The organism is Streptomyces sp. NPDC018833, assembly GCF_044390825.1.
Taxonomy (GTDB): domain Bacteria; phylum Actinomycetota; class Actinomycetes; order Streptomycetales; family Streptomycetaceae; genus Streptomyces.
Window position 1 is genome coordinate 1 of record NZ_JBIRZM010000015.1, and the last position, 16,409, is coordinate 16,409.

General features: G+C 71.5%; 18 protein-coding genes and 1 pseudogene. 8 read left to right on the plus strand and 11 right to left on the minus strand.

Annotated elements, in window-relative coordinates; translation table 11 throughout:
- Positions 1-543: 543 nt before the first annotated feature.
- On the plus strand, positions 544-1,023 hold the full coding sequence (locus ACH5AF_RS26385) for an SMI1/KNR4 family protein (protein WP_398904832.1): 480 nt from the start codon (positions 544-546) through the stop codon (positions 1,021-1,023).
- Between the two features lie 446 nt (positions 1,024-1,469).
- Here the strand turns inward: ACH5AF_RS26385 and msrB are convergent, their stop codons facing one another.
- From msrB to ACH5AF_RS26405, 4 genes are all read right to left on the minus strand, one after another.
- Positions 1,470-1,877 carry a peptide-methionine (R)-S-oxide reductase MsrB gene (msrB, locus tag ACH5AF_RS26390; RefSeq protein WP_398904833.1) on the minus strand — a complete coding sequence of 136 codons (408 nt, stop codon included), beginning with the start codon at positions 1,875-1,877 and terminating at the stop codon, positions 1,470-1,472.
- An 11-nt stretch (positions 1,878-1,888) separates the two neighbouring features.
- Positions 1,889-3,307, minus strand: a complete 1,419-nt coding sequence (murC, locus tag ACH5AF_RS26395; RefSeq protein ID WP_398904835.1) for a UDP-N-acetylmuramate--L-alanine ligase — start codon at positions 3,305-3,307, stop codon at positions 1,889-1,891.
- Between the two features lie 83 nt (positions 3,308-3,390).
- Positions 3,391-3,861, minus strand: coding sequence for an indole-3-glycerol phosphate synthase (locus tag ACH5AF_RS26400; protein WP_398904836.1), 471 nt, complete (start codon positions 3,859-3,861; stop codon positions 3,391-3,393).
- Between the two features lie 194 nt (positions 3,862-4,055).
- Positions 4,056-4,856, minus strand: a complete 801-nt coding sequence (locus tag ACH5AF_RS26405) for a pyrimidine reductase family protein (protein WP_398904839.1) — start codon at positions 4,854-4,856, stop codon at positions 4,056-4,058.
- On the opposite strand from ACH5AF_RS26405, the gene zapE reads away from it, so the two are divergent.
- The 3 genes from zapE to ACH5AF_RS26420 all read left to right on the plus strand — a co-directional run bounded on the left by zapE (position 4,855) and on the right by ACH5AF_RS26420 (position 7,929).
- Positions 4,855-5,970, plus strand: a complete 1,116-nt coding sequence (gene zapE, locus ACH5AF_RS26410; protein ID WP_398904841.1) for a cell division protein ZapE — start codon at positions 4,855-4,857, stop codon at positions 5,968-5,970. The two genes, ACH5AF_RS26405 and zapE, sit on opposite strands and share 2 nt — an antisense overlap.
- Before the next feature lie 35 nt (positions 5,971-6,005).
- The gene (locus tag ACH5AF_RS26415; RefSeq protein ID WP_398904842.1) at positions 6,006-6,434 is read left to right on the plus strand and encodes an OsmC family peroxiredoxin; all 429 of its coding nucleotides are present in this window, start codon (positions 6,006-6,008) and stop codon (positions 6,432-6,434) included.
- A gap of 136 nt (positions 6,435-6,570) precedes the next feature.
- A complete protein-coding gene (locus ACH5AF_RS26420; protein ID WP_398904843.1) occupies positions 6,571-7,929 on the plus strand; it encodes an alkaline phosphatase PhoX in 1,359 nt (452 codons plus the stop codon).
- A 111-nt stretch (positions 7,930-8,040) separates the two neighbouring features.
- Here the strand turns inward: ACH5AF_RS26420 and ACH5AF_RS26425 are convergent, their stop codons facing one another.
- Positions 8,041-8,454, minus strand: a complete 414-nt coding sequence (locus ACH5AF_RS26425; RefSeq protein ID WP_398904845.1) for an organic hydroperoxide resistance protein — start codon at positions 8,452-8,454, stop codon at positions 8,041-8,043.
- 123 nt (positions 8,455-8,577) lie between these two features.
- Here ACH5AF_RS26425 and ACH5AF_RS26430 point away from each other — a divergent pair, with 123 nt between their 5' ends.
- Entirely contained in the window at positions 8,578-9,102 is a 525-nt protein-coding gene (locus ACH5AF_RS26430) for a MarR family winged helix-turn-helix transcriptional regulator (protein WP_398904846.1), read from the plus strand.
- Positions 9,103-9,252: 150 nt separating this feature from the next.
- Here the strand turns inward: ACH5AF_RS26430 and ACH5AF_RS26435 are convergent, their stop codons facing one another.
- Together ACH5AF_RS26435 and ACH5AF_RS26440 are read right to left on the minus strand one after the other, a co-directional pair.
- On the minus strand, positions 9,253-10,518 hold the full coding sequence (locus ACH5AF_RS26435) for a S1 family peptidase (RefSeq protein WP_398904848.1): 1,266 nt from the start codon (positions 10,516-10,518) through the stop codon (positions 9,253-9,255).
- Positions 10,519-10,672: 154 nt separating this feature from the next.
- Positions 10,673-11,176 carry a cupin domain-containing protein gene (locus ACH5AF_RS26440; protein WP_398904850.1) on the minus strand — a complete coding sequence of 168 codons (504 nt, stop codon included), beginning with the start codon at positions 11,174-11,176 and terminating at the stop codon, positions 10,673-10,675.
- Between the two features lie 192 nt (positions 11,177-11,368).
- On the opposite strand from ACH5AF_RS26440, the gene ACH5AF_RS26445 reads away from it, so the two are divergent.
- Entirely contained in the window at positions 11,369-12,265 is an 897-nt protein-coding gene (locus tag ACH5AF_RS26445) for a polysaccharide deacetylase family protein (protein WP_398905088.1), read from the plus strand.
- Between the two features lie 125 nt (positions 12,266-12,390).
- On the opposite strand, the gene ACH5AF_RS26450 is transcribed toward ACH5AF_RS26445, so the two are convergent.
- The 4 genes and pseudogenes from ACH5AF_RS26450 to ACH5AF_RS26465 all read right to left on the minus strand — a co-directional run bounded on the left by ACH5AF_RS26450 (position 12,391) and on the right by ACH5AF_RS26465 (position 14,567).
- On the minus strand, positions 12,391-12,594 hold the full coding sequence (locus ACH5AF_RS26450; protein WP_398905102.1) for a hypothetical protein: 204 nt from the start codon (positions 12,592-12,594) through the stop codon (positions 12,391-12,393).
- A 44-nt stretch (positions 12,595-12,638) separates the two neighbouring features.
- On the minus strand, positions 12,639-13,328 hold the full coding sequence (locus ACH5AF_RS26455) for an ABC transporter (RefSeq protein ID WP_398904852.1): 690 nt from the start codon (positions 13,326-13,328) through the stop codon (positions 12,639-12,641).
- Positions 13,318-13,893 (minus strand): annotated as a pseudogene (locus ACH5AF_RS26460) (ATP-binding cassette domain-containing protein); the annotation flags it as partial. The pseudogene ACH5AF_RS26460 and the gene ACH5AF_RS26455, both read right to left, overlap by 11 nt.
- Positions 13,890-14,567 carry an AIM24 family protein gene (locus tag ACH5AF_RS26465; protein WP_398904854.1) on the minus strand — a complete coding sequence of 226 codons (678 nt, stop codon included), beginning with the start codon at positions 14,565-14,567 and terminating at the stop codon, positions 13,890-13,892. The pseudogene ACH5AF_RS26460 and the gene ACH5AF_RS26465, both read right to left, overlap by 4 nt.
- A gap of 46 nt (positions 14,568-14,613) precedes the next feature.
- Between ACH5AF_RS26465 and ACH5AF_RS26470 the strand changes: the two genes are divergently transcribed.
- Entirely contained in the window at positions 14,614-15,381 is a 768-nt protein-coding gene (locus ACH5AF_RS26470) for a peptidyl-tRNA hydrolase (protein WP_398904856.1), read from the plus strand.
- A gap of 152 nt (positions 15,382-15,533) precedes the next feature.
- The gene (locus tag ACH5AF_RS26475) at positions 15,534-16,307 is read left to right on the plus strand and encodes a DUF4142 domain-containing protein (RefSeq protein WP_398904858.1); all 774 of its coding nucleotides are present in this window, start codon (positions 15,534-15,536) and stop codon (positions 16,305-16,307) included.
- Positions 16,308-16,409 lie beyond the last annotated feature (102 nt).

Consider the following 16,409-nt stretch of genomic DNA (forward strand, 5'->3'; position numbering starts at 1 on the left):
ACCCCCAAGGACGTCGAGCTCGCCGCATAACCCCAGCGAGCCCGAACCGCCCCAAACCCGACAGGGGCGCCTTGACGCAGGACATAGAGGCACCCTCCCCCCGCGATGGCCACCTGCACATACGGCGCACGAGTGCCTGAGATCCTCCCGGCTTCTGCGGATCCGGCTGAGGCTGCTCACGCCGAGAGGGTCTCGGGGCGTTCGACGAGGTGGCCGCGTTCGCAGCGGGCCCCGGCACGGACCAGAGCGACGGGGTGGGGTGCGTTCACAGCCCGCCAGCGGGCCTGGGCCTGCGGGCGCCCTCCCGGACGATCTCGTCCAGCAGCGACGACCCAACTCGCGTGGCGCCGTCTTCGTTGACTACGGTGAGCATGGATGTGTCTTCCCGACCGACGCCGCGAACGTCGGTCTTGCTCGGTGACCTATCGATCAATCACCCGGGAAGGTACGTCCTCCCGGGCAGATCCACAGAATCTGAGCATTGCTCTCGTGCGAGTCCAGGCCCGGGATGGCCCTCACTGCTCGAATTGACAGGCTGAGCCCTTGACCGATGACGAGGTTGTCGAAGCGTTGCGCGCCGTGGCACGAACGCGGGCTATGCCTCCGCCCGCAGCACCGGAGGCCATCGCCGAGGCAGAACAAACCATCGGGTTCCCACTGCCCCCGCTGCTGCGACGTTTGTACCTCGAAGTCGCCAACGGCGGGTTCGGCCCGGACGAAGGCATCCTGGGCGTAAGCGGGGGCCGCGCGCAGGGGAATTTCTGGGACATCGCGGAGTTGTACGAGGACGGCCCAGATCCGTCCGGCCGCATCCCCGCCGGCCTTGTGCTGATCTACGACTGGGGTGGCACCATCTGGTCGCTGGTCGACTTCCGCGAGCCCGCGGGCGCCATGTGGTGCAATCACGAGGGAGAGCACTGGCCCCAGGGCATCACCCTCACCGAGTGGCTGACCGGCACGACAGCAGGAACCCTGACGGTGCACACGATGCTGGAGAGCCAAACCTCTTCACCAATGAGCTGACAGCTAGGCAGTTTCTTTCAGTCGGCGCCGACCCACACGCAGGCCTTCCTCTGCCTCGCGCGACGCCGGGCCGATGTCCGCGGTCACGCTCGTCGATCGATCTCATGACGACCCGGTGACCGCAGAAGTCCGCACGTGCTCCTGGAACGTGAAGGACGGAACGCGTGCCCTGTTCCGCACCGGTTTGACAGGTGTTCAGGGCGGGCTGGAGCTGGCCCTTCGTAGCGCGGGCCGATTCTTTGCGTATGCCCGGACCGCCAAGTCCTTTGACAACACGAGGCCGGTTCCGCGCCCATCGCCAGCAGAGCACTTCCATGAGGGAGCACGCGCACCCCGCGCCCCTCGTCCGACGAGGACAGCGACGCTGCGGTGCCGCGGGGCTACGCCTGCATGCGCAACCTCCGGCCACCGCAGGCCGCGACACGCGAGAACGATGTGAACGGACCCTAGTTCGCGTCCGGTTCCAGGCGCAGCGAGATCGAGTTGATGCAGTACCGCTGGTCCGTCGGCGTGGGGTAGCCCTCGCCCTCGAAGACATGGCCCAGGTGGGAGCCGCAGCGTGCGCAGCGGACCTCGGTGCGGACCATGCCGTGGGAGCGGTCCTCGATCAGCTCGACCGCGTCGGTGTCCCTGGGGTCGTAGAACGACGGCCAGCCGCAGTGCGACTCGAATTTCGTGTCCGAGCGGAACAGCTCCGCCCCGCAGGCACGGCAGGAGTAGGTGCCGGCCGTCTTGGTGTCCGTGTACTCACCGACGAACGCGGGCTCGGTCCCGGCCTGGCGCAGGACCGCGTACTCCGCGGGGCTCAGCTCCGCCCGCCACTGCTCGTCCGGCTTCTCGACCTCGTACGACATCAACCGCTCCCTCAGTTCGACAGGCGGGCCAGGATCTTCGGACCGAGGTCCGTCACATCGCCCGCGCCCATCGTGAGAACGAGATCGCCAGGCCGTGCCATTCCCGCGATCACCTCGGGGACGGCCGCCTTGTCGTGGACGGCGGTGACCTCGGCGCCCGCGGTGCGCGCCGCGTCGACGATCAGCTCGCTGGTGATGCCGGGGATCGGGTCCTCGCGGGCCGGGTAGATGTCGAGGACCACCGAGGCATCGGCCAGCGCCAGCGCCTGACCCATCTCCGCGCCCAGTTCCTGGGTGCGGGAGAAGAGGTGCGGCTGGAAGACGACGAGCAGCCGCGAGTCGGCGGCCGCGCCGCGCATGGCCTCCAGGTCGGCGGTCATCTCGGTCGGGTGGTGGGCGTAGGAGTCGATGACCTGGACGCCCGCGGCCTCGCCCTTGAGCTGGAGGCGGCGCTTGACGCCGGTGTACGTGCCGAGGGCGGAGGCCAGGTTGTGCGCCGGGATGCCGAGGGCGACGCCGGCGGCGAGCGCGGCCACCGCGTTGTGGGCGTAGTGGCGGCCGGGGACGGAGACGGTGAACGTGAGGAGGCGGCCTCCCCCGGCCTCCGGCATGGGGGACCCGAGCAGGACCGTGACCTCGCTGGTCAGACCGCGCGGGGTGACCTTGTGGATGCGGACGTCCGCACCCTCGGACTCCCCGTAGGTGACGACCTTCAGGGACGACCGGTCGCGGACGCGGGAGGCCAGCTCCACGGCGCCGGGCTGGTCGGCCGCGATGACCAGCGTGCCGCCGGGGACGACCTTGCCGACGAACGTCTCGAAGGACTCGTAGATCTCGTCCATCGAGGCGTAGTTGGCGTGGTGGTCGAGCTCGACGTTGAGGACGATCGCGACCTCGGGGTCGTACTTCTGGAAGCTGCGGTCGCTCTCGTCGGCCTCGGCGACGAAGATCTCGCCCTCGCCGTGCCGTGCGTTGGTGCCCGGGCCCTCGAGGTCGCCGCCGATGGCGTACGAGGGGTCCAGGCCAAGCTCGGTCAGGGCCACGGCCAGCATGGACGTGGTGGTGGTCTTGCCGTGCGTGCCCGCGACGGCGATCGAGCGCAGTCCGGTCATCAGCGAGGCGAGCGCGTCGGAGCGGTGGACGACCGGAACGGACAGCTCGGCGGCGCGGGCGAGCTCCGGGTTGTCGGCACGGATGGCGCTGGAGACGACGACGCAGCTGGCGTCGGCGGCCAGGTGCTCGGCGGCGTGCCCGATGTGCACGGTCGCGCCCAGCGCCCGCAGGGACTCGGCGGTCGCGGACTCCCTGGCGTCGCTGCCCGCGACCTTCGCGCCGCGCTGGGCGAGGATCTTCGCGATACCCGACATGCCGGCTCCGCCGATGCCGATGAAGTGCGGGCGCTCCATGGCGCTGGGAACGGCGGGTGCCATGTGTCTGTCTCCCGGAGTGTGCGTACACGTGCAGGGGCCCACCCTATTGCCTGCTCCTGCCTGCGGACGCGCCCCCGGGTCCGCTACTCGCTGTGCGCGAAGAGCTTCAGCACCGGTACGCCGACCTTGTGCCGGGCCCGCGACGCCCAGTCGCGGTGGAAGAACTCCTCCACGTAGTGCGGCTCGGTCAGCACGATCACCTCGTCCGCGGCTTCCCCGTCGACGACGGCCTGGAGCTTGTCCAGCGGGTGGGACTCGATGACCTGGCCGACGGCATCGCAGCCGCGGGCACGCAGGGCGGCCAGGGAGCGTTCGAGGGCGCGCTGGGCAGGGGCCTTGGCCTCCTCGCCCGCCGGCTCCTCGGCCTCCCGGACGGCCTCCTTCAGTTCTCCGAGCGCCACGTCGTCGATGGCACGCAGCAGCACGTCGGCCTGGTCACCACGCGGCTGCATCAGCACGATGAAAGCGACGGCCTCGTCCCCGTGCAGGGTGGTGACGAACTCCACGTCCTCGGAGGTCAGGGGCTTCTCGATCATCAGTACGCTTGTGAACACGTTCAGGAGCCCTTCTGCGGAAACCATCCGTCCCCCGTGACAACACGGGGTCTGCGAGATAAGTGTGCCCCTCCGAAGCTAAGCGGAACGATAAGTTCCGCGATTGTCTCCGGCTAGCGCGCCACTGACGCGCGACGGCCACCGGCCGCTGTGGCCACCGGCCCTCGCACCACGCGCGGCGTGTCCGGCACGCCTCACACCCGGCGGTACCGGGTGAAGAGGAAGCCCCCCTCCTCCAGCACCGACGCCAGTGCGAACCGTGCCGGATCGGCCAGCACCGGTCCGCCCGCGATGCGCTGCGCGTCCCCGACCGTCATCATCGGCGACACCGTCAGGCACAGCTCGTCCAGTACCCCGGCAGCCGCGAACTGACCCAGCATCCGCGGGCCGCCCTCGGTCAGCAGGCGCACAAGGCCGCGCTCGGCGAGCGCCCGTACGGCCCGCGCGGGCTCCACACCCGGCCCGTCACCGGCCACGACGACCTCGGCCCCCGCCTTCTCCGCCTCCCTGATGCGGTCGGGGGCCGCGGCGGCTCCGGTGAGCACCAGCGTGGGCACCAGCGGTTGGGTGAACAGCGGCAACGAGAAGTCGAGGTCGAGCGAGGCGCTGACCACGGCGATCGCGGGCGCGGGCCCCTGCCCGGCAGCAGCCCTGCGCTCCCCGAAGGCCGCCCGCGCCCGGGCGGGCCGGTAGCCCTCCAGCCGTACGGTCTCGGCGCCGACCACCACGGCGTCGGCGAGGCCGCGCAGCGTGCCGAAGATCCGCATGTCCGTGTCGGAGGAGATGGGCTGCGAGCGGCCGTCGTGCTGGGCCGCGCCGTCGAGCGAGGAGACCATGTTGGCCCGCAGCCAGGCATGCGGGCGGTCGGCGCCGCCCTCTTGAGGCACGGCGGCGGGGTAGGCATAGGCGTCGGCCAGCTCGTCCAGCGACCACTCCCGGTCTTCCCGGACGTCGGCGGGCGGTGTCTGGTCGGTCACAGGGAACAGGCGTCGCATGTCGTGCAGTCTTACACGCCCCTTACAGTTGAGTACTGTGCCGACCAGCCCGATAGCCGAAGCCGCGCCTCTGTCGCTGTGCGCCCGCGAGCCGCACGTTCCCGCCGACCGTCTGGTCGCCGAGATGGTGCCGCCGCCGCGTTTCGACGCGGTGCGCTTCGACACCTACGTCCCCGATCCGCAGCAGCCGAGCCAGATCGAGGCCGTCAAGGTGCTGAGCGACTTCGCGTCCGGCCTCGGCGACGGGCACGCCCCGGGTGGCGGCAAGCGGCGCTGGTTCTCGAGGGCCCCCAGGAACACGGCGCCCGCCGCGCCGCGCGGCGTCTACCTCGACGGCGGCTACGGCGTCGGCAAGACCCACCTCCTCGCCTCGCTGTGGCACGCCACCCCGGCCGAGCCCTCGCTGAAGGCCTTCGGCACGTTCGTGGAGCTGACGAACCTGGTCGGCGCGCTCGGCTTCCAGCAGACCGTCCGGACGCTCAGCGGGCACCGTCTGCTGTGCATCGACGAATTCGAGCTCGACGACCCGGGTGACACCGTCCTGGTCTCCACCCTGCTCGGCAAGCTGGTCGACGCGGGTGTGGCGCTCGCCGCCACCTCGAACACACTGCCCGGCAAGCTGGGGGAGGGCCGCTTCGCCGCCGCCGACTTCCTGCGCGAGATCCAGGGCCTGTCCGCCCACTTCCGCCCGCTGCGGATCGACGGCGAGGACTACCGCCACCGCGGCCTGCCCGAGGCCCCTCCCCCGTACTCCGACGAGCAGGTCACCAAGGCCGCGTACGCGACCGAGGGCGCATCCCTGGACGACTTCCCGCACCTGCTGGAGCACCTGGCCAGGGTCCACCCGAGCCGCTACGGCGCGCTGACCGACGAGGTACGGGCCGTGTGCCTCACCGATGTCCAGCCGGTGCCCGACCAGTCAACCGCGCTGCGGCTCGTCGTCCTCGCCGACCGGCTGTACGACCGGGAGGTTCCGGTGCTCGCCTCCGGCCTGCCGTTCGACCGGCTGTTCAGTGACGAGATGCTGAACGGCGGCTACCGCAAGAAGTACTTCCGGGCGATCTCCCGGCTCACCGCGCTGGCGCGGGACGCGAAGGCCTTGGTGGCGCAGTAGGTTGGGGCAGTAGACCCGATCTGAAGGGAACCATCATGGCCACCACGCGTCAGGCCCACAACGTCTGGGAAGGCAGCCTGCTCGAAGGCAAGGGCGTCGTCTCTCTCGACTCCTCCGGCATCGGCGAGTACCCCGTCTCCTGGGCGGCCCGGACCGAGCCCGCCGAGAGCGGCCGCACCAGCCCCGAGGAGCTGATCGCAGCGGCCCACTCCAGCTGCTTCAACATGGCCTTCTCACACGCCCTGGCGGGTGCCGGCACGCCGCCGGCCCGCCTGGAGACCAAGGCCGAGGTGACCTTCCAGCCGGGCGAGGGCATCACCGGCATCCACCTGACCGTCGTGGGCACGGTCCCCGGTCTGGACGAGGCCGCCTTCGCCAAGGCCGCCGAGGACGCCAAGGTGAACTGCCCGGTGAGCCAGGCCCTGAGGGCCACGCCGATCACCCTCACCGCCACGCTGGGCTGAGCGGAGCGCACCATGGGCCACAGTGGCCCGCATGGTTACGCAGATGCCGTCTGCGTGATACACACATGCGGGTCACATTCCTGTCCTCCCCCATGGCCTCCGGCATGGGGGTGCCCCCACAGGGAGTTGGTGCCTCATGACCGCTACACGACGTCAAGTCCTGGCCCAGGCCGGTGCGGTGGGTGCGGGGATCGCGTTCACCGGTGCGTTCTCCGAACTCTTCGCGGGCACGGCCGCCGCCCGCGGCCACGGCGGGTACGGCCCGCTGGTGCCCGATCCCGACGGCCTGCTCGATCTGCCGAAGGGCTTCCGCTACAAGGTCCTGTCCAGGGAAGGCGACCAACTGAGCCTCGGGCAGGGCCCGGTACCGAGCAACCATGACGGCATGGCGGCCTTCGCCGGCCGCCGAGGCCGGGTCCACCTGGTCCGCAACCACGAGAACAGGCGCAACGCCAGAATCGGCGTACCGGCCGTCGAGGGCCTGACCTACGACCCGATGGGCAAGGGTGGGTGCACGGCGCTGGAGCTGGACGGCCGCGACAACGTGCTGTCGCAGCAGGTCGCCATCGCCGGTACCGCGGTCAACTGCGCGGGAGGTCCCACCCCTTGGGGCACCTGGCTGACGTGCGAGGAGACCGAGGACAGGGCCGGCACCAACGGCTACACCAAGGACCACGGCTTCGTCTTCGAGGTCGACGGCGCCGATCCACGCCGCACCGGGGCCGTGCCGCTCACCGCGATGGGCCGCTTCCAGCACGAGGCGATCGCCATCGACCCGTCGAGCGGAATCGTCTACGAGACGGAGGACGCCTTCCAGCGTCCGTTCGGCCTCTTCTACCGCTTCCTGCCCGAGAGGCCGATGGGCGGGACCGGTTCCCTGCGCGCGGGCGGGGAGCTGCAGGCGATGCGGGTGCCGGGCGTGCCGGACCTGTCGGAGATCCAGGAGACCGGGGCACGCTTCGAGCGGATCGAGTGGGTGCCCGTACCGGACGGCCAGGCGAAGCAGACGCCCATCAGGCTCCAGGACTTCGGTCCCAAGGGCATCACCCACGCCCAGAAGCTTGAGGGCTGCTACTGGGGCGGCGGCGCGGTCTACTTCGTGTCCAGCTTCGCGCGCAGTGCGGAGGGATCGGCTGCGGACCACTACGGGCAGGTGTGGAAGTACGAGCCCGGGCGGCGGCGCCTCACCCTGGTGATCGTCTTCGGCCCCGACTCGGACGTCCAGCTGCCGGGCGAGTCTCCCGACAACATCTGCCTCGCGCCGAGCGGCGGCCTGATGGTGTGCGAGGACGGGAACGGCGCGCAGCACGTGTACGGGCTCACCAAGCGCGGTCGGGTGTACCCGATGGCGCGGAACGCGCAGAACATCGGTACCCCTGAGGAGCCCGAGTGGGGCGAGTTCGCGGGCGTCGCGTTCTCACCGGACGGCGGCACGATGTACGTGAACTGCTACACGCCGGGCACGACGTTCGCGATCATGGGCCCCTGGCACTGACCGGTCCGGCCTGACGCCTGTGGGCGCGGCACCGCGCAGTGCGGTCCCGCGCCCACAGGCGTCTGATGTCCCCGACGGCGCATGACCACGGGCCGGGCGGTGGTGCCCGGTTTACTCGACGACGAGCTCGATCGGCAGGTTGCCGCGGGTCGCCTTGGAGTACGGGCAGTACGCGTGCGTCTTCTCCAGCAGCTCACGGCCGGGCTCGCCCTGGAGGTGGTCGGGGAACTCCACGCGCATGATCACCGAGAGGGCGAAGCCACCGTCGGTGTCCTTGCCGATGGACACCTCGGCGGTGACGGAGGCGTCCTTGACGTCGATCTTCTCCTGACGGGCGATGATGCCCATCGCACTGGCGAAGCAGGCGGCGTAGCCGGCGGCGAACAGCTGCTCCGGGTTGGTGCCCTGTCCGTTGCCGCCGAGGGCGGCCGGGAACGCGAGCGGCAGGTCTATCTGGCCGTCCGAGCTGACGGCACGGCCTTCGCGGCCGTTCGCGGTGGCGACAGCGGTGTAGAGCGCGTCCATGAGTACATCCCTTTTCGTCCGGTAGTGCCTGCGGTGGTCCGCCGGGGCGGATCGACCACCCAAATAAAGCACACAATTAAGTTGTGTGCAACTTAATCGCGCGCAGCTTGGTACTCTGAAGGCATGGACGCACCTACGGAGAACCAGACGCTGCACGATGTGGCGGACGAGGACTTCCTGCGCCTCGACCACCAGATCTGCTTCTCGCTCCACGCGGCGTCGCGCGCGTTCAACGGCGTCTACCGCTCGGCGCTGAAGGACCTGGGCCTCACCTATCCCCAATACCTGGTGATGCTGGTGCTGTGGGAGCGCGGCGAACTGCCGGTCAAGCAGATCGGCGAGCATCTCCGCCTGGAGTCCGGCACGCTCTCCCCGCTGCTCAAACGCCTGGAGGCGGCGGGGTACGTGGAGCGCAGGCGCAGTGCGGCGGACGAGCGCTCGGTGACGATCCGGCCCACCCCGGAGGGTGCGGCCCTGCGGGCCCGGGCGCTGGGTGTGCCGCGCAGGATCGCGGAGGCCACGGGCCTGCCGCTGGACCGCATCCGTGCCCTGCGCGCCGAGCTGGACGCGCTGACCGCGACGCTCGACACGGCGGGGAGCGGCGCGGGGGCCGGCGACTGCGCGGCGGGAGGTCCGGACGAGGGGTGAGGCCGGGCACAGGCCGCACAGAACGGCGGGGCCCGGGGCCGTCAGGCCCCGGTCCCCGCCGCCCCCCGTGACACGGACCGACTCAGCCGCGCGGCTGGTCGAAGCCGCTGCCGTCGGCCTCGCCGACGCGGTCCTGCCGGCCGCGCCGTTCTACTGCCCTGAGCCGTCCTGCTGACCGATGCCGTCCTGCTGCCCCGAGCCGTCCTGCTGACCGATGCCGTCCTGCTGCCCCGAGCCGTCCTGCTGACCGGCACCCGCGCCGCCGGCGTCGTTGCCATTACCGTCACCGGCGCCGTTGCCCGCGCCCGTGCCGATCTCGGCACCGACCGCGGCCAGCGCCGTCGTCACCGGCTGGAAGAACGTCTCGCCGCCCGATGTGCAGTCGCCGCTGCCGCCCGACGTCAGACCGATCGCGGTGCCCTCGCGGGTGAACAGTGCTCCACCGCTGTCGCCGGGCTCCGCGCAGACGTCGGTCTGGATCAGGCCGGTGACGGTGCCCTCGGGGTAGTTCACGGTCGCATTCAGACCGGTGACCTGCCCGTCGTCGAGGCCGGTGGTGCTGCCCATACGGATCACCTGCTGGCCGACCGCAGCGTCGTCCGCGCCCACGATGTCCAGCGTTCCGCCGTCCCCGAGGTCGACGGTGCTCGGGGCCTGTGTCGCCGGGTCGTCGTAGGTGACCAGGGCGAAGTCGCCGGCACCGGGGAAGGTCGCAGCCTGGACCGTGCCGATGGGCGCGCCGTTGGCCTCCTCGGACCACTTGTCGGCGGCCACACCGCAGTGGCCCGCGGTGAGGAAGCCGGGCGCGCCGTCCTGCGTGGTCACGTTGAAGCCGAGGGAACAGCGGGCGCCACCGCCGAATATGGCGTCGCCGCCTTCCAGGAAGGTCCTGAACTCGCCCGCGGACTTGGCGATACGGGCCGTGCCGGAGCCCAGCGACTTGACGGCCGACTCCAGTTTGTCCCAGCGTGCGCCCTGCACGGTGCGGTCCGCGGTGACGAGGATCTGGTTGGTCCGCGGGTCGACGGCCCAGGCCGTGCCGGGGATGGTGGCCTTCGCGGTCAGGGTGTTCGCCGCCGACTTCAGCTCGCCCATGCTGTTCTCGACGTTTCTGGCCACGGCACCGGCCTCGTTGACCTGGTCGACCGCCTCGTCGTCGTCCCCGGCGACGTTGACGACGAGCCGCTGCCGGTCCGCGTCGTAGTACGCGCCTGCGTACGCGTCGCCCAGTTCGGGGCCCAGCCGCGACAGCAGATCCTGGGCGGAAGCGGCGCCCATGGTCCTGGGGGCCGCGTCGCTGCCGGAATCCGACTGTGACGCATTGGCCTGTGGCAGCAGGATGGCCGCCGCGGCGATGCCCACCGCCCCGGCTCCTGCAAGCACGGCCTTTCGCTTGGGTATTCGCCTGTGACTCAACTCGCTGCCTCCTGCGGGGGGTACGGAATCCGGTTGCCGACGGGAACCGGGGGGACGCGTCCGACCCTTGATACGCATCAGGCGTGCGTTGTGCTCACCGATGACCGTCGCGATGGCGAATCCCATGTCACCGACGAGGCGTCAGGAGACCGTTCTACTGGGGTAGTTCGGTGCCGCAGCGGCTGCAGTACCGTGCGCCGGCGTCCTCGGCGGGACGGTCGCAGCCGGGACAGATCCGGTGGAGCAGACAGGCGGACTCGCCACCCTCCGCGGCAGCGCGGGCAGGGGCGGAGGGGGCGGCGGACCTGATGGACAGGCCCGGTCGGCGACGGTGGGCCGTGACGTAGACGAGCCCGTCCGGCCCGGCGGCGAGGGCGCGCTCGGTGCCGTGCGGCAGCCAGGCCACACAGCCGCGCTCCAGGCGCTGGGTCTCGCCGCCGACGGTGAGCTCGCCGCTGCCGGTGAGCACACACAGCAGGACGTCCAGGTCGGGCTCGACATGGCGATCGACGCGGTCGCCGGGCGCGACACGGATGACGTTCGCGTCCAGCTGGCGCGCGGCGGGATCCAGTCGCCACACGGCGCCACCCCGATCCTCCGGCACGGCGAGCACGTCCTCCATCGTGGCGAGCACACCGGCCATGGGGGGCAGGGCCATCCCGTTCCTCCTGTACGCGAGGTCCGCGCAGCGGACCGTGAAACAGGGGGGCATCATTGCACGGTGCAAGGGACGGGGCCGACCACTACGCCGCGAAAGGCAACCCTGATGCAGGAGCGCCCCTGACGGTCCATCGGTGCGATGATCGTATATTTTCCGTCAGTGACCACTCGCGTAAGAAGATCTGCGGTGATGGCCGCCCTGGCTGCCGTACTTGTCGGGTGCGGCACCGACGCCGGAGCCGATCGCGGTACCGATCCGGGTGCCGCCGCGCTCAAGCCGTCCTCCTCCCCCACCGCGACGGGCGGGGCCGCCGCATCACCGCAGCCCGGCAAGCCCCTGGAACGGCAAGCGCCGCAGCGGCCGAAGGCGCCGAGCCTCGCTCCCGGCCCGCACGGGCTGACCCCCGTCTTCCGGCGCGCCGCGGCCCCTTCCGCCACCGCGCCCAGGACCGTCGCGCTCACCTTCGACGCCGACATGACCGCCGACCAGGGTCCACGCGCCGCACAAGGGGAGCGCTTCGACAACCCCGGTCTCATCGCGGCGCTGCGCGCGCTGAAGGTGCCCTCCACCGTCTTCATGACCGGCCGCTGGGCCGAGGAGTACCCGGCGCAGGCGAAGGCCATCGGCTCGGACCCGCTCTTCGAGATCGCCAACCACTCCTACAGCCACTACGCCTTCACGTCCGGCTGCTACGGGCTGCCCGTCGTCGCCGCGAAGGACATGCGGGCGGACGTGGACCGCGCCTTCAGGTCGTTCGAGAAAGCCGGGGCGCGCAATGTCGTGCCGTACTTCCGCTTCCCCGGCGGCTGTTACGACGACGCCGCGCTGCGCGCCCTCGCACCCACCGGGGTCACCGCGGTGCAGTGGGACGTCGTCAGCCAAGACGCCTTCGCGACCGACGCGGGCGCCGTCGCCGAGGAGGTCCTCGCGGGCGTGCGACCGGGCTCGCTGGTGGTCATGCACTGCACGCACAGCGCGGCCCCGGTCACCGAGAAGGCGGTTCGCCGGATCGTCCCGGAGCTGCGCCGCCGGGGGTACCGCTTCGTGAAGGTCTCCGACCTGATGCGCGCCCCGCACGCTCCTTAGCGGCGCGGTCGGCCCTTGGTGCCGCGGTCGGCGCGATCCGGGCCGCTTCGCCGCGCTGCCGCGCGAGGGCGAAGTCGAGGGCGAGGTGGTGCGGGACCGACCGGCTCGCGTCCGCCCGCCGCCGGTCAGCCGGAGCAGGCCGACCTCTCGGCCTCCCGCCATTCGCAGACCGGGCACAGCGGAGCGCCCTTGACGGACGCCGGGTACTCGGTCGGCTCGCGGCACAGCACGCACTCGGCGAACGCCTCGCCGGGGCCTGCCTCCGCGGCCGGTCCGGCACCGGTGCCGGAGTCGGTCGAGGTCTCGCAGTACGGCTCGTGCTCGTCCATACGTACGACTGTAGTCCGCGGCCGGAGGCGACGCGGTTCCTCCCCTAAGCCGACGCCCCTCCCCCGTCCGCGCCCCGCAGGGAGCACAGCAGGCAGGTGATCGCGGCCGCAACGGCCGCGAACAGGGCGGCGGCCGCCAGGGCGGGCACCGGCAGCTGGACCGTCCCGGTCCGCGAGCCGGTGACCAGGCTGCTCACCGCGTGCTTCGCCGGTGAGCCGGCGGTCACCAGGGCCAGCAGCGCCGCCGTCGCGGTGGCCAGCAGCGACCAGCCGCGTGCGTGCAGCAGGGGGCGGGTGCACAGCGCGCCCACCGCCGCGCCGACCAGGACGCTCACCGCGCACGCGAGCAGCCCGGCGGCCACGGCCGGCAGCAGGGGGACCACGACCTTGTGGTCGGCGCTCTTCGCGTCGCTGATCAGGGTGACGAACCCGGTCGCCACGGCGCCGACCGCCCCGGCGCAGGCCACGGCGGCGAGCAGGGCCGACAGGTGTACCCGAGGCGGACCCGCGGCCGCGGCCGTGACGGCGCGCGCGGCGGGCGGCTCCTGGGTGGCGCAGACGCGCACCAGCCAGGCGGTGACCGGCAGGAGCGCGGCGGCCGTCCAGCCGAGGGCGTCCAGCACCGGACGGCCCGTCTGCACGCCGACGGCCAGGGTGACGGTGTAGAGCAGTACGGGCGGCAGCCAGCGCTGGGAGCGCAGCAGGAGAGCGGCCTGATAGCCCGTGCACGGCATCGACCGCGCCCGCCAGTCGGTGCGGATCGTGGTCGACGAACACGACGGCCGCTCCCGCCGCCACATGTTCGGCGACGGCCCGGTCGAACTCCTCGCGCGCCGCCGCGTCCAGTCCGGTCCACGCCTCGTCGAGGACCAGCAGCTCCGGCCCGGCGAGGAACGCCTGGGCGACGGCGACCTTCTGGCTGGTGCCCTTGGACAACGTGCCGAGCGGCGTACGGGCATGGCCTGCGGCCCCGAAGCGCTCCAGCCACTCCGCGGCGGCAGCGGAAGCGGCCCGCCGGCCGAGGCCGTGGATCCGTCCGAGGTGGACCAGGTATCCGTGCGCGGTGAACGGCAGCGCGGCCGGGAACCGTTCGGGCACGTACGCGGCGCGCGGCCGGCCCGTGACGCGGCCCTCGGTCGGTGCGTCGATGCCGGCGAGCAGCCTGAGCAGTGTCGACTTGCCGCTGCCGTTGGCGCCTTCGACGCGGACCAAAGTGCGCGGGGCGACGTCGAGGTCGACGTCGCGCAGCACCCACGGACCCCCGAGGCCGTAACGGCGGCCGACTCCTTGCAGCCTCAGCTCTGGGCCGACTTCTGCGGAGTGACCTCGCTGGGCCGGACGATCACGAAGCCCTCGCCCTCCAGCTTCAGTTGGACCGCCTCGCCCGAACCGCCGCGGATCACCGACCCGACGGACTGCGAGCGGTGCAGCGAGGTGTTCAGATGGGCACTCCAGCCGACGACCGCGTCCGTGTCGGCGTACACCGGCTGCTGGTGGGAGACGGGGATCACGATCGGATTGCCCTCGCAGATGACCGCGAGCTTCCCGTAGCCGGTGAAGACGCTGTTGAAGAGGCCGCCACCGGTCATGCCGGCGCCCTTCACCGTCTTTATCTCGTACGACAGGGTCGCGTCGAAGCACAGCACGTTGCGGCCGTTGATGGTCAGCGCGTCGCCCTGCTCGATGTCCACGATGAAGCAGTTGGCCGCCTCGTGTGCGAACCACGCCTCGCCCTGGCCGCGCACCGCCATGAGCGGCAGGCCCTCGCCGGTCACGGCGCGCTTGAGCATGCCGCCGATTCCCTGGCCCTTGCGCTCGAACTGGAGATTGCCCCGGAAGGCGATCATCGAGCCCTGGCGCGCGTGCATCTCTCCGTTGACCGCGTACTTCACCGACTTGGCGTTCTGGAGGGTCATCCCCGGCACCGTCGCCTGCTGCGCCATGTTCTCGCTGCGGAACAGATCGCTCTTCATGGGAGGCATCGTCACCCGGAGGCACTCGTTCCGCCAACTGCCCCGAATGCCCAGTCGTGGCGGCTGGCACACTGATCGGGTGAGCAGTGAAGACCCCGGCACCGAATCCGCCCGGCCCACGGACAGTCCCTTCCGGCACGAGAACCGCCTGCGTGACGAGGCACCGCAGTTCGTCCTACCGCTGGTCGTACGGATCGAGAAGGCCGAACCGCCCGCCCGCACCGACGCGCTGGAGACCGCGGCCCGTGCCGTCCTGGAGATCCTCGATGACGAGCGGTCCACGGGTGAGGGCGAGTGGGCCCGGGCGATGCGGGACTGGCAGGACGCCCGGATCCGCAAGGTGGTGCGCCGGGCGCGCGGTGCGGAGTGGCGCCGGGCGTCCGCGCTGCCGGGCATCACCGTGACCGGCGAGCGGGCCGAGGTCCGGGTCTTCCCGCCCGTACCGCTCGACGGATGGCCGAAGGAACTCGCCAAGCTCCAGGTGTCCGGCACCGATCTCGACGACCCGGAGCCGCCCGCGGCCCCCGCCCCCGAGACACCGGTGCTCTGGCTGAGCCCGGAGCTGGACATGTCGGCGGGCAAGGCGATGGCCCAGGCAGGCCACGGCGCCCAACTCGCCTGGTGGGAGCTGTCGGAGACCGAACGGAAGGCATGGCGGACGGCCGGGTACCGTCTGTCGGTGCGCACCGCCGATCCGGCACGCTGGCGCGCACTCACGGACAGCGGACTGCCGGTGGTGCGCGACGCGGGCTTCACGGAGATCGCTCCGGGCTCGTGCACGGTGGTCGCCGATCATCCGTCGCTGCGCGGCTGAACATCGCGGGCCCCGGATGCGTACTCTCCAGTACCGCCACGTAGGTTGACCGGCTAGGTTCGACCGGCGGGACGGCCGGCGGGACTGACCGGCCAGTCAGTAGGGGGGCGGTTTCGGCTGCCGTTTCACGCATCGGCTCTGGAGGCACATTGTTGCGGCGCATCAATGGGACAGCACTCATCATCGCGGCTCTCGTCGTCACGGTCGGCGCGCTGGCGTTTCCCGTCTGGTCCTACGCCGACCGCTCCGGTACAGGGCAGGCGAACCTCAACGCCTCGACCGTCGCGACCCAGTGGGGTCCCCTCTCGGCCGCCGACCGCGATCTGCTGGTGAAGGTGCGGCTGGCCGGGCTGTGGGAGCTGCCCGCGGGCCAGCAGGCCATCGAACGCGCGCCGAGCAAGGCGATCAAGGACGCGGGCGACCACCTCATCGTGGGCCACACCGACCTGGACCGGCGGGCGCGGGACGTGGCGGCGAAGCTGGGCGTCGAACTCCCCAACCAGCCCACGGAGGAACAGCAGGGCTGGCTGCGGGAACTGTCCGCGGCGAGCGGGCAGGAGTACGAGCGCAAGTTCGCCAACCTGCTGCGCAACGCGCACGGCAAGGTCTTCTCAGCGATCGCGCAGGTCCGGCACACGACCCGCAACGCGCTGATACGCCAGCTCGCCAGCGACGCCAACCAGACGGTGCTCGACCACATCACGATGCTGGAGGCGACCGGGATGGTCGACTTCGACGCGATCGCGAACGAGGCGGCGGGCGCGGCGACGGCCAGTCCCTCCGGCCCTCCGCCGCCGGACGGGAACCTGCCGCCGGCACCGCAGCCGGCGGAGCCCACCGGTGAGCAGTCCTTCACCTCCCAGCCCTCGCCCGGTGCTCCGGGCACGGTGAACACGAACCGTCCCGAGGTGCCGCCCGCCGGGTGACCGCCCACCCGCCGGGGATCTCGTCCCCGGCGGGGAGCCTCACCCCGGCAGGAACCCCACCCGCCGGGGGAAACCTCACCCGCCGGGGGAAACCTCACCCGG

Excerpts from the sequence above, each read along its gene's own strand:
- msrB (WP_398904833.1), bottom strand. The coding sequence starts at position 1,877 with ATGTCGTACGAGGTCGAGAAGCCGGACGAGCAGTGGCGGGCGGAGCTG.
- murC (WP_398904835.1), bottom strand. The coding sequence starts at position 3,307 with ATGGCACCCGCCGTTCCCAGCGCCATGGAGCGCCCGCACTTCATCGGC.
- zapE (WP_398904841.1), top strand. The coding sequence starts at position 4,855 with ATGTCGTGCAGTCTTACACGCCCCTTACAGTTGAGTACTGTGCCGACC.
- ACH5AF_RS26405 (WP_398904839.1), bottom strand. The coding sequence starts at position 4,856 with ATGCGACGCCTGTTCCCTGTGACCGACCAGACACCGCCCGCCGACGTC.
- ACH5AF_RS26415 (WP_398904842.1), top strand. The coding sequence starts at position 6,006 with ATGGCCACCACGCGTCAGGCCCACAACGTCTGGGAAGGCAGCCTGCTC.
- ACH5AF_RS26420 (WP_398904843.1), top strand. The coding sequence starts at position 6,571 with ATGACCGCTACACGACGTCAAGTCCTGGCCCAGGCCGGTGCGGTGGGT.
- ACH5AF_RS26425 (WP_398904845.1), bottom strand. The coding sequence starts at position 8,454 with ATGGACGCGCTCTACACCGCTGTCGCCACCGCGAACGGCCGCGAAGGC.
- ACH5AF_RS26430 (WP_398904846.1), top strand. The coding sequence starts at position 8,578 with ATGGACGCACCTACGGAGAACCAGACGCTGCACGATGTGGCGGACGAG.
- ACH5AF_RS26440 (WP_398904850.1), bottom strand. The coding sequence starts at position 11,176 with ATGGCCCTGCCCCCCATGGCCGGTGTGCTCGCCACGATGGAGGACGTG.
- ACH5AF_RS26445 (WP_398905088.1), top strand. The coding sequence starts at position 11,369 with ATGGCCGCCCTGGCTGCCGTACTTGTCGGGTGCGGCACCGACGCCGGA.
- ACH5AF_RS26450 (WP_398905102.1), bottom strand. The coding sequence starts at position 12,594 with ATGGACGAGCACGAGCCGTACTGCGAGACCTCGACCGACTCCGGCACC.
- ACH5AF_RS26455 (WP_398904852.1), bottom strand. The coding sequence starts at position 13,328 with ATGCCGTGCACGGGCTATCAGGCCGCTCTCCTGCTGCGCTCCCAGCGC.
- ACH5AF_RS26465 (WP_398904854.1), bottom strand. The coding sequence starts at position 14,567 with ATGAAGAGCGATCTGTTCCGCAGCGAGAACATGGCGCAGCAGGCGACG.
- ACH5AF_RS26470 (WP_398904856.1), top strand. The coding sequence starts at position 14,614 with ATGCCCAGTCGTGGCGGCTGGCACACTGATCGGGTGAGCAGTGAAGAC.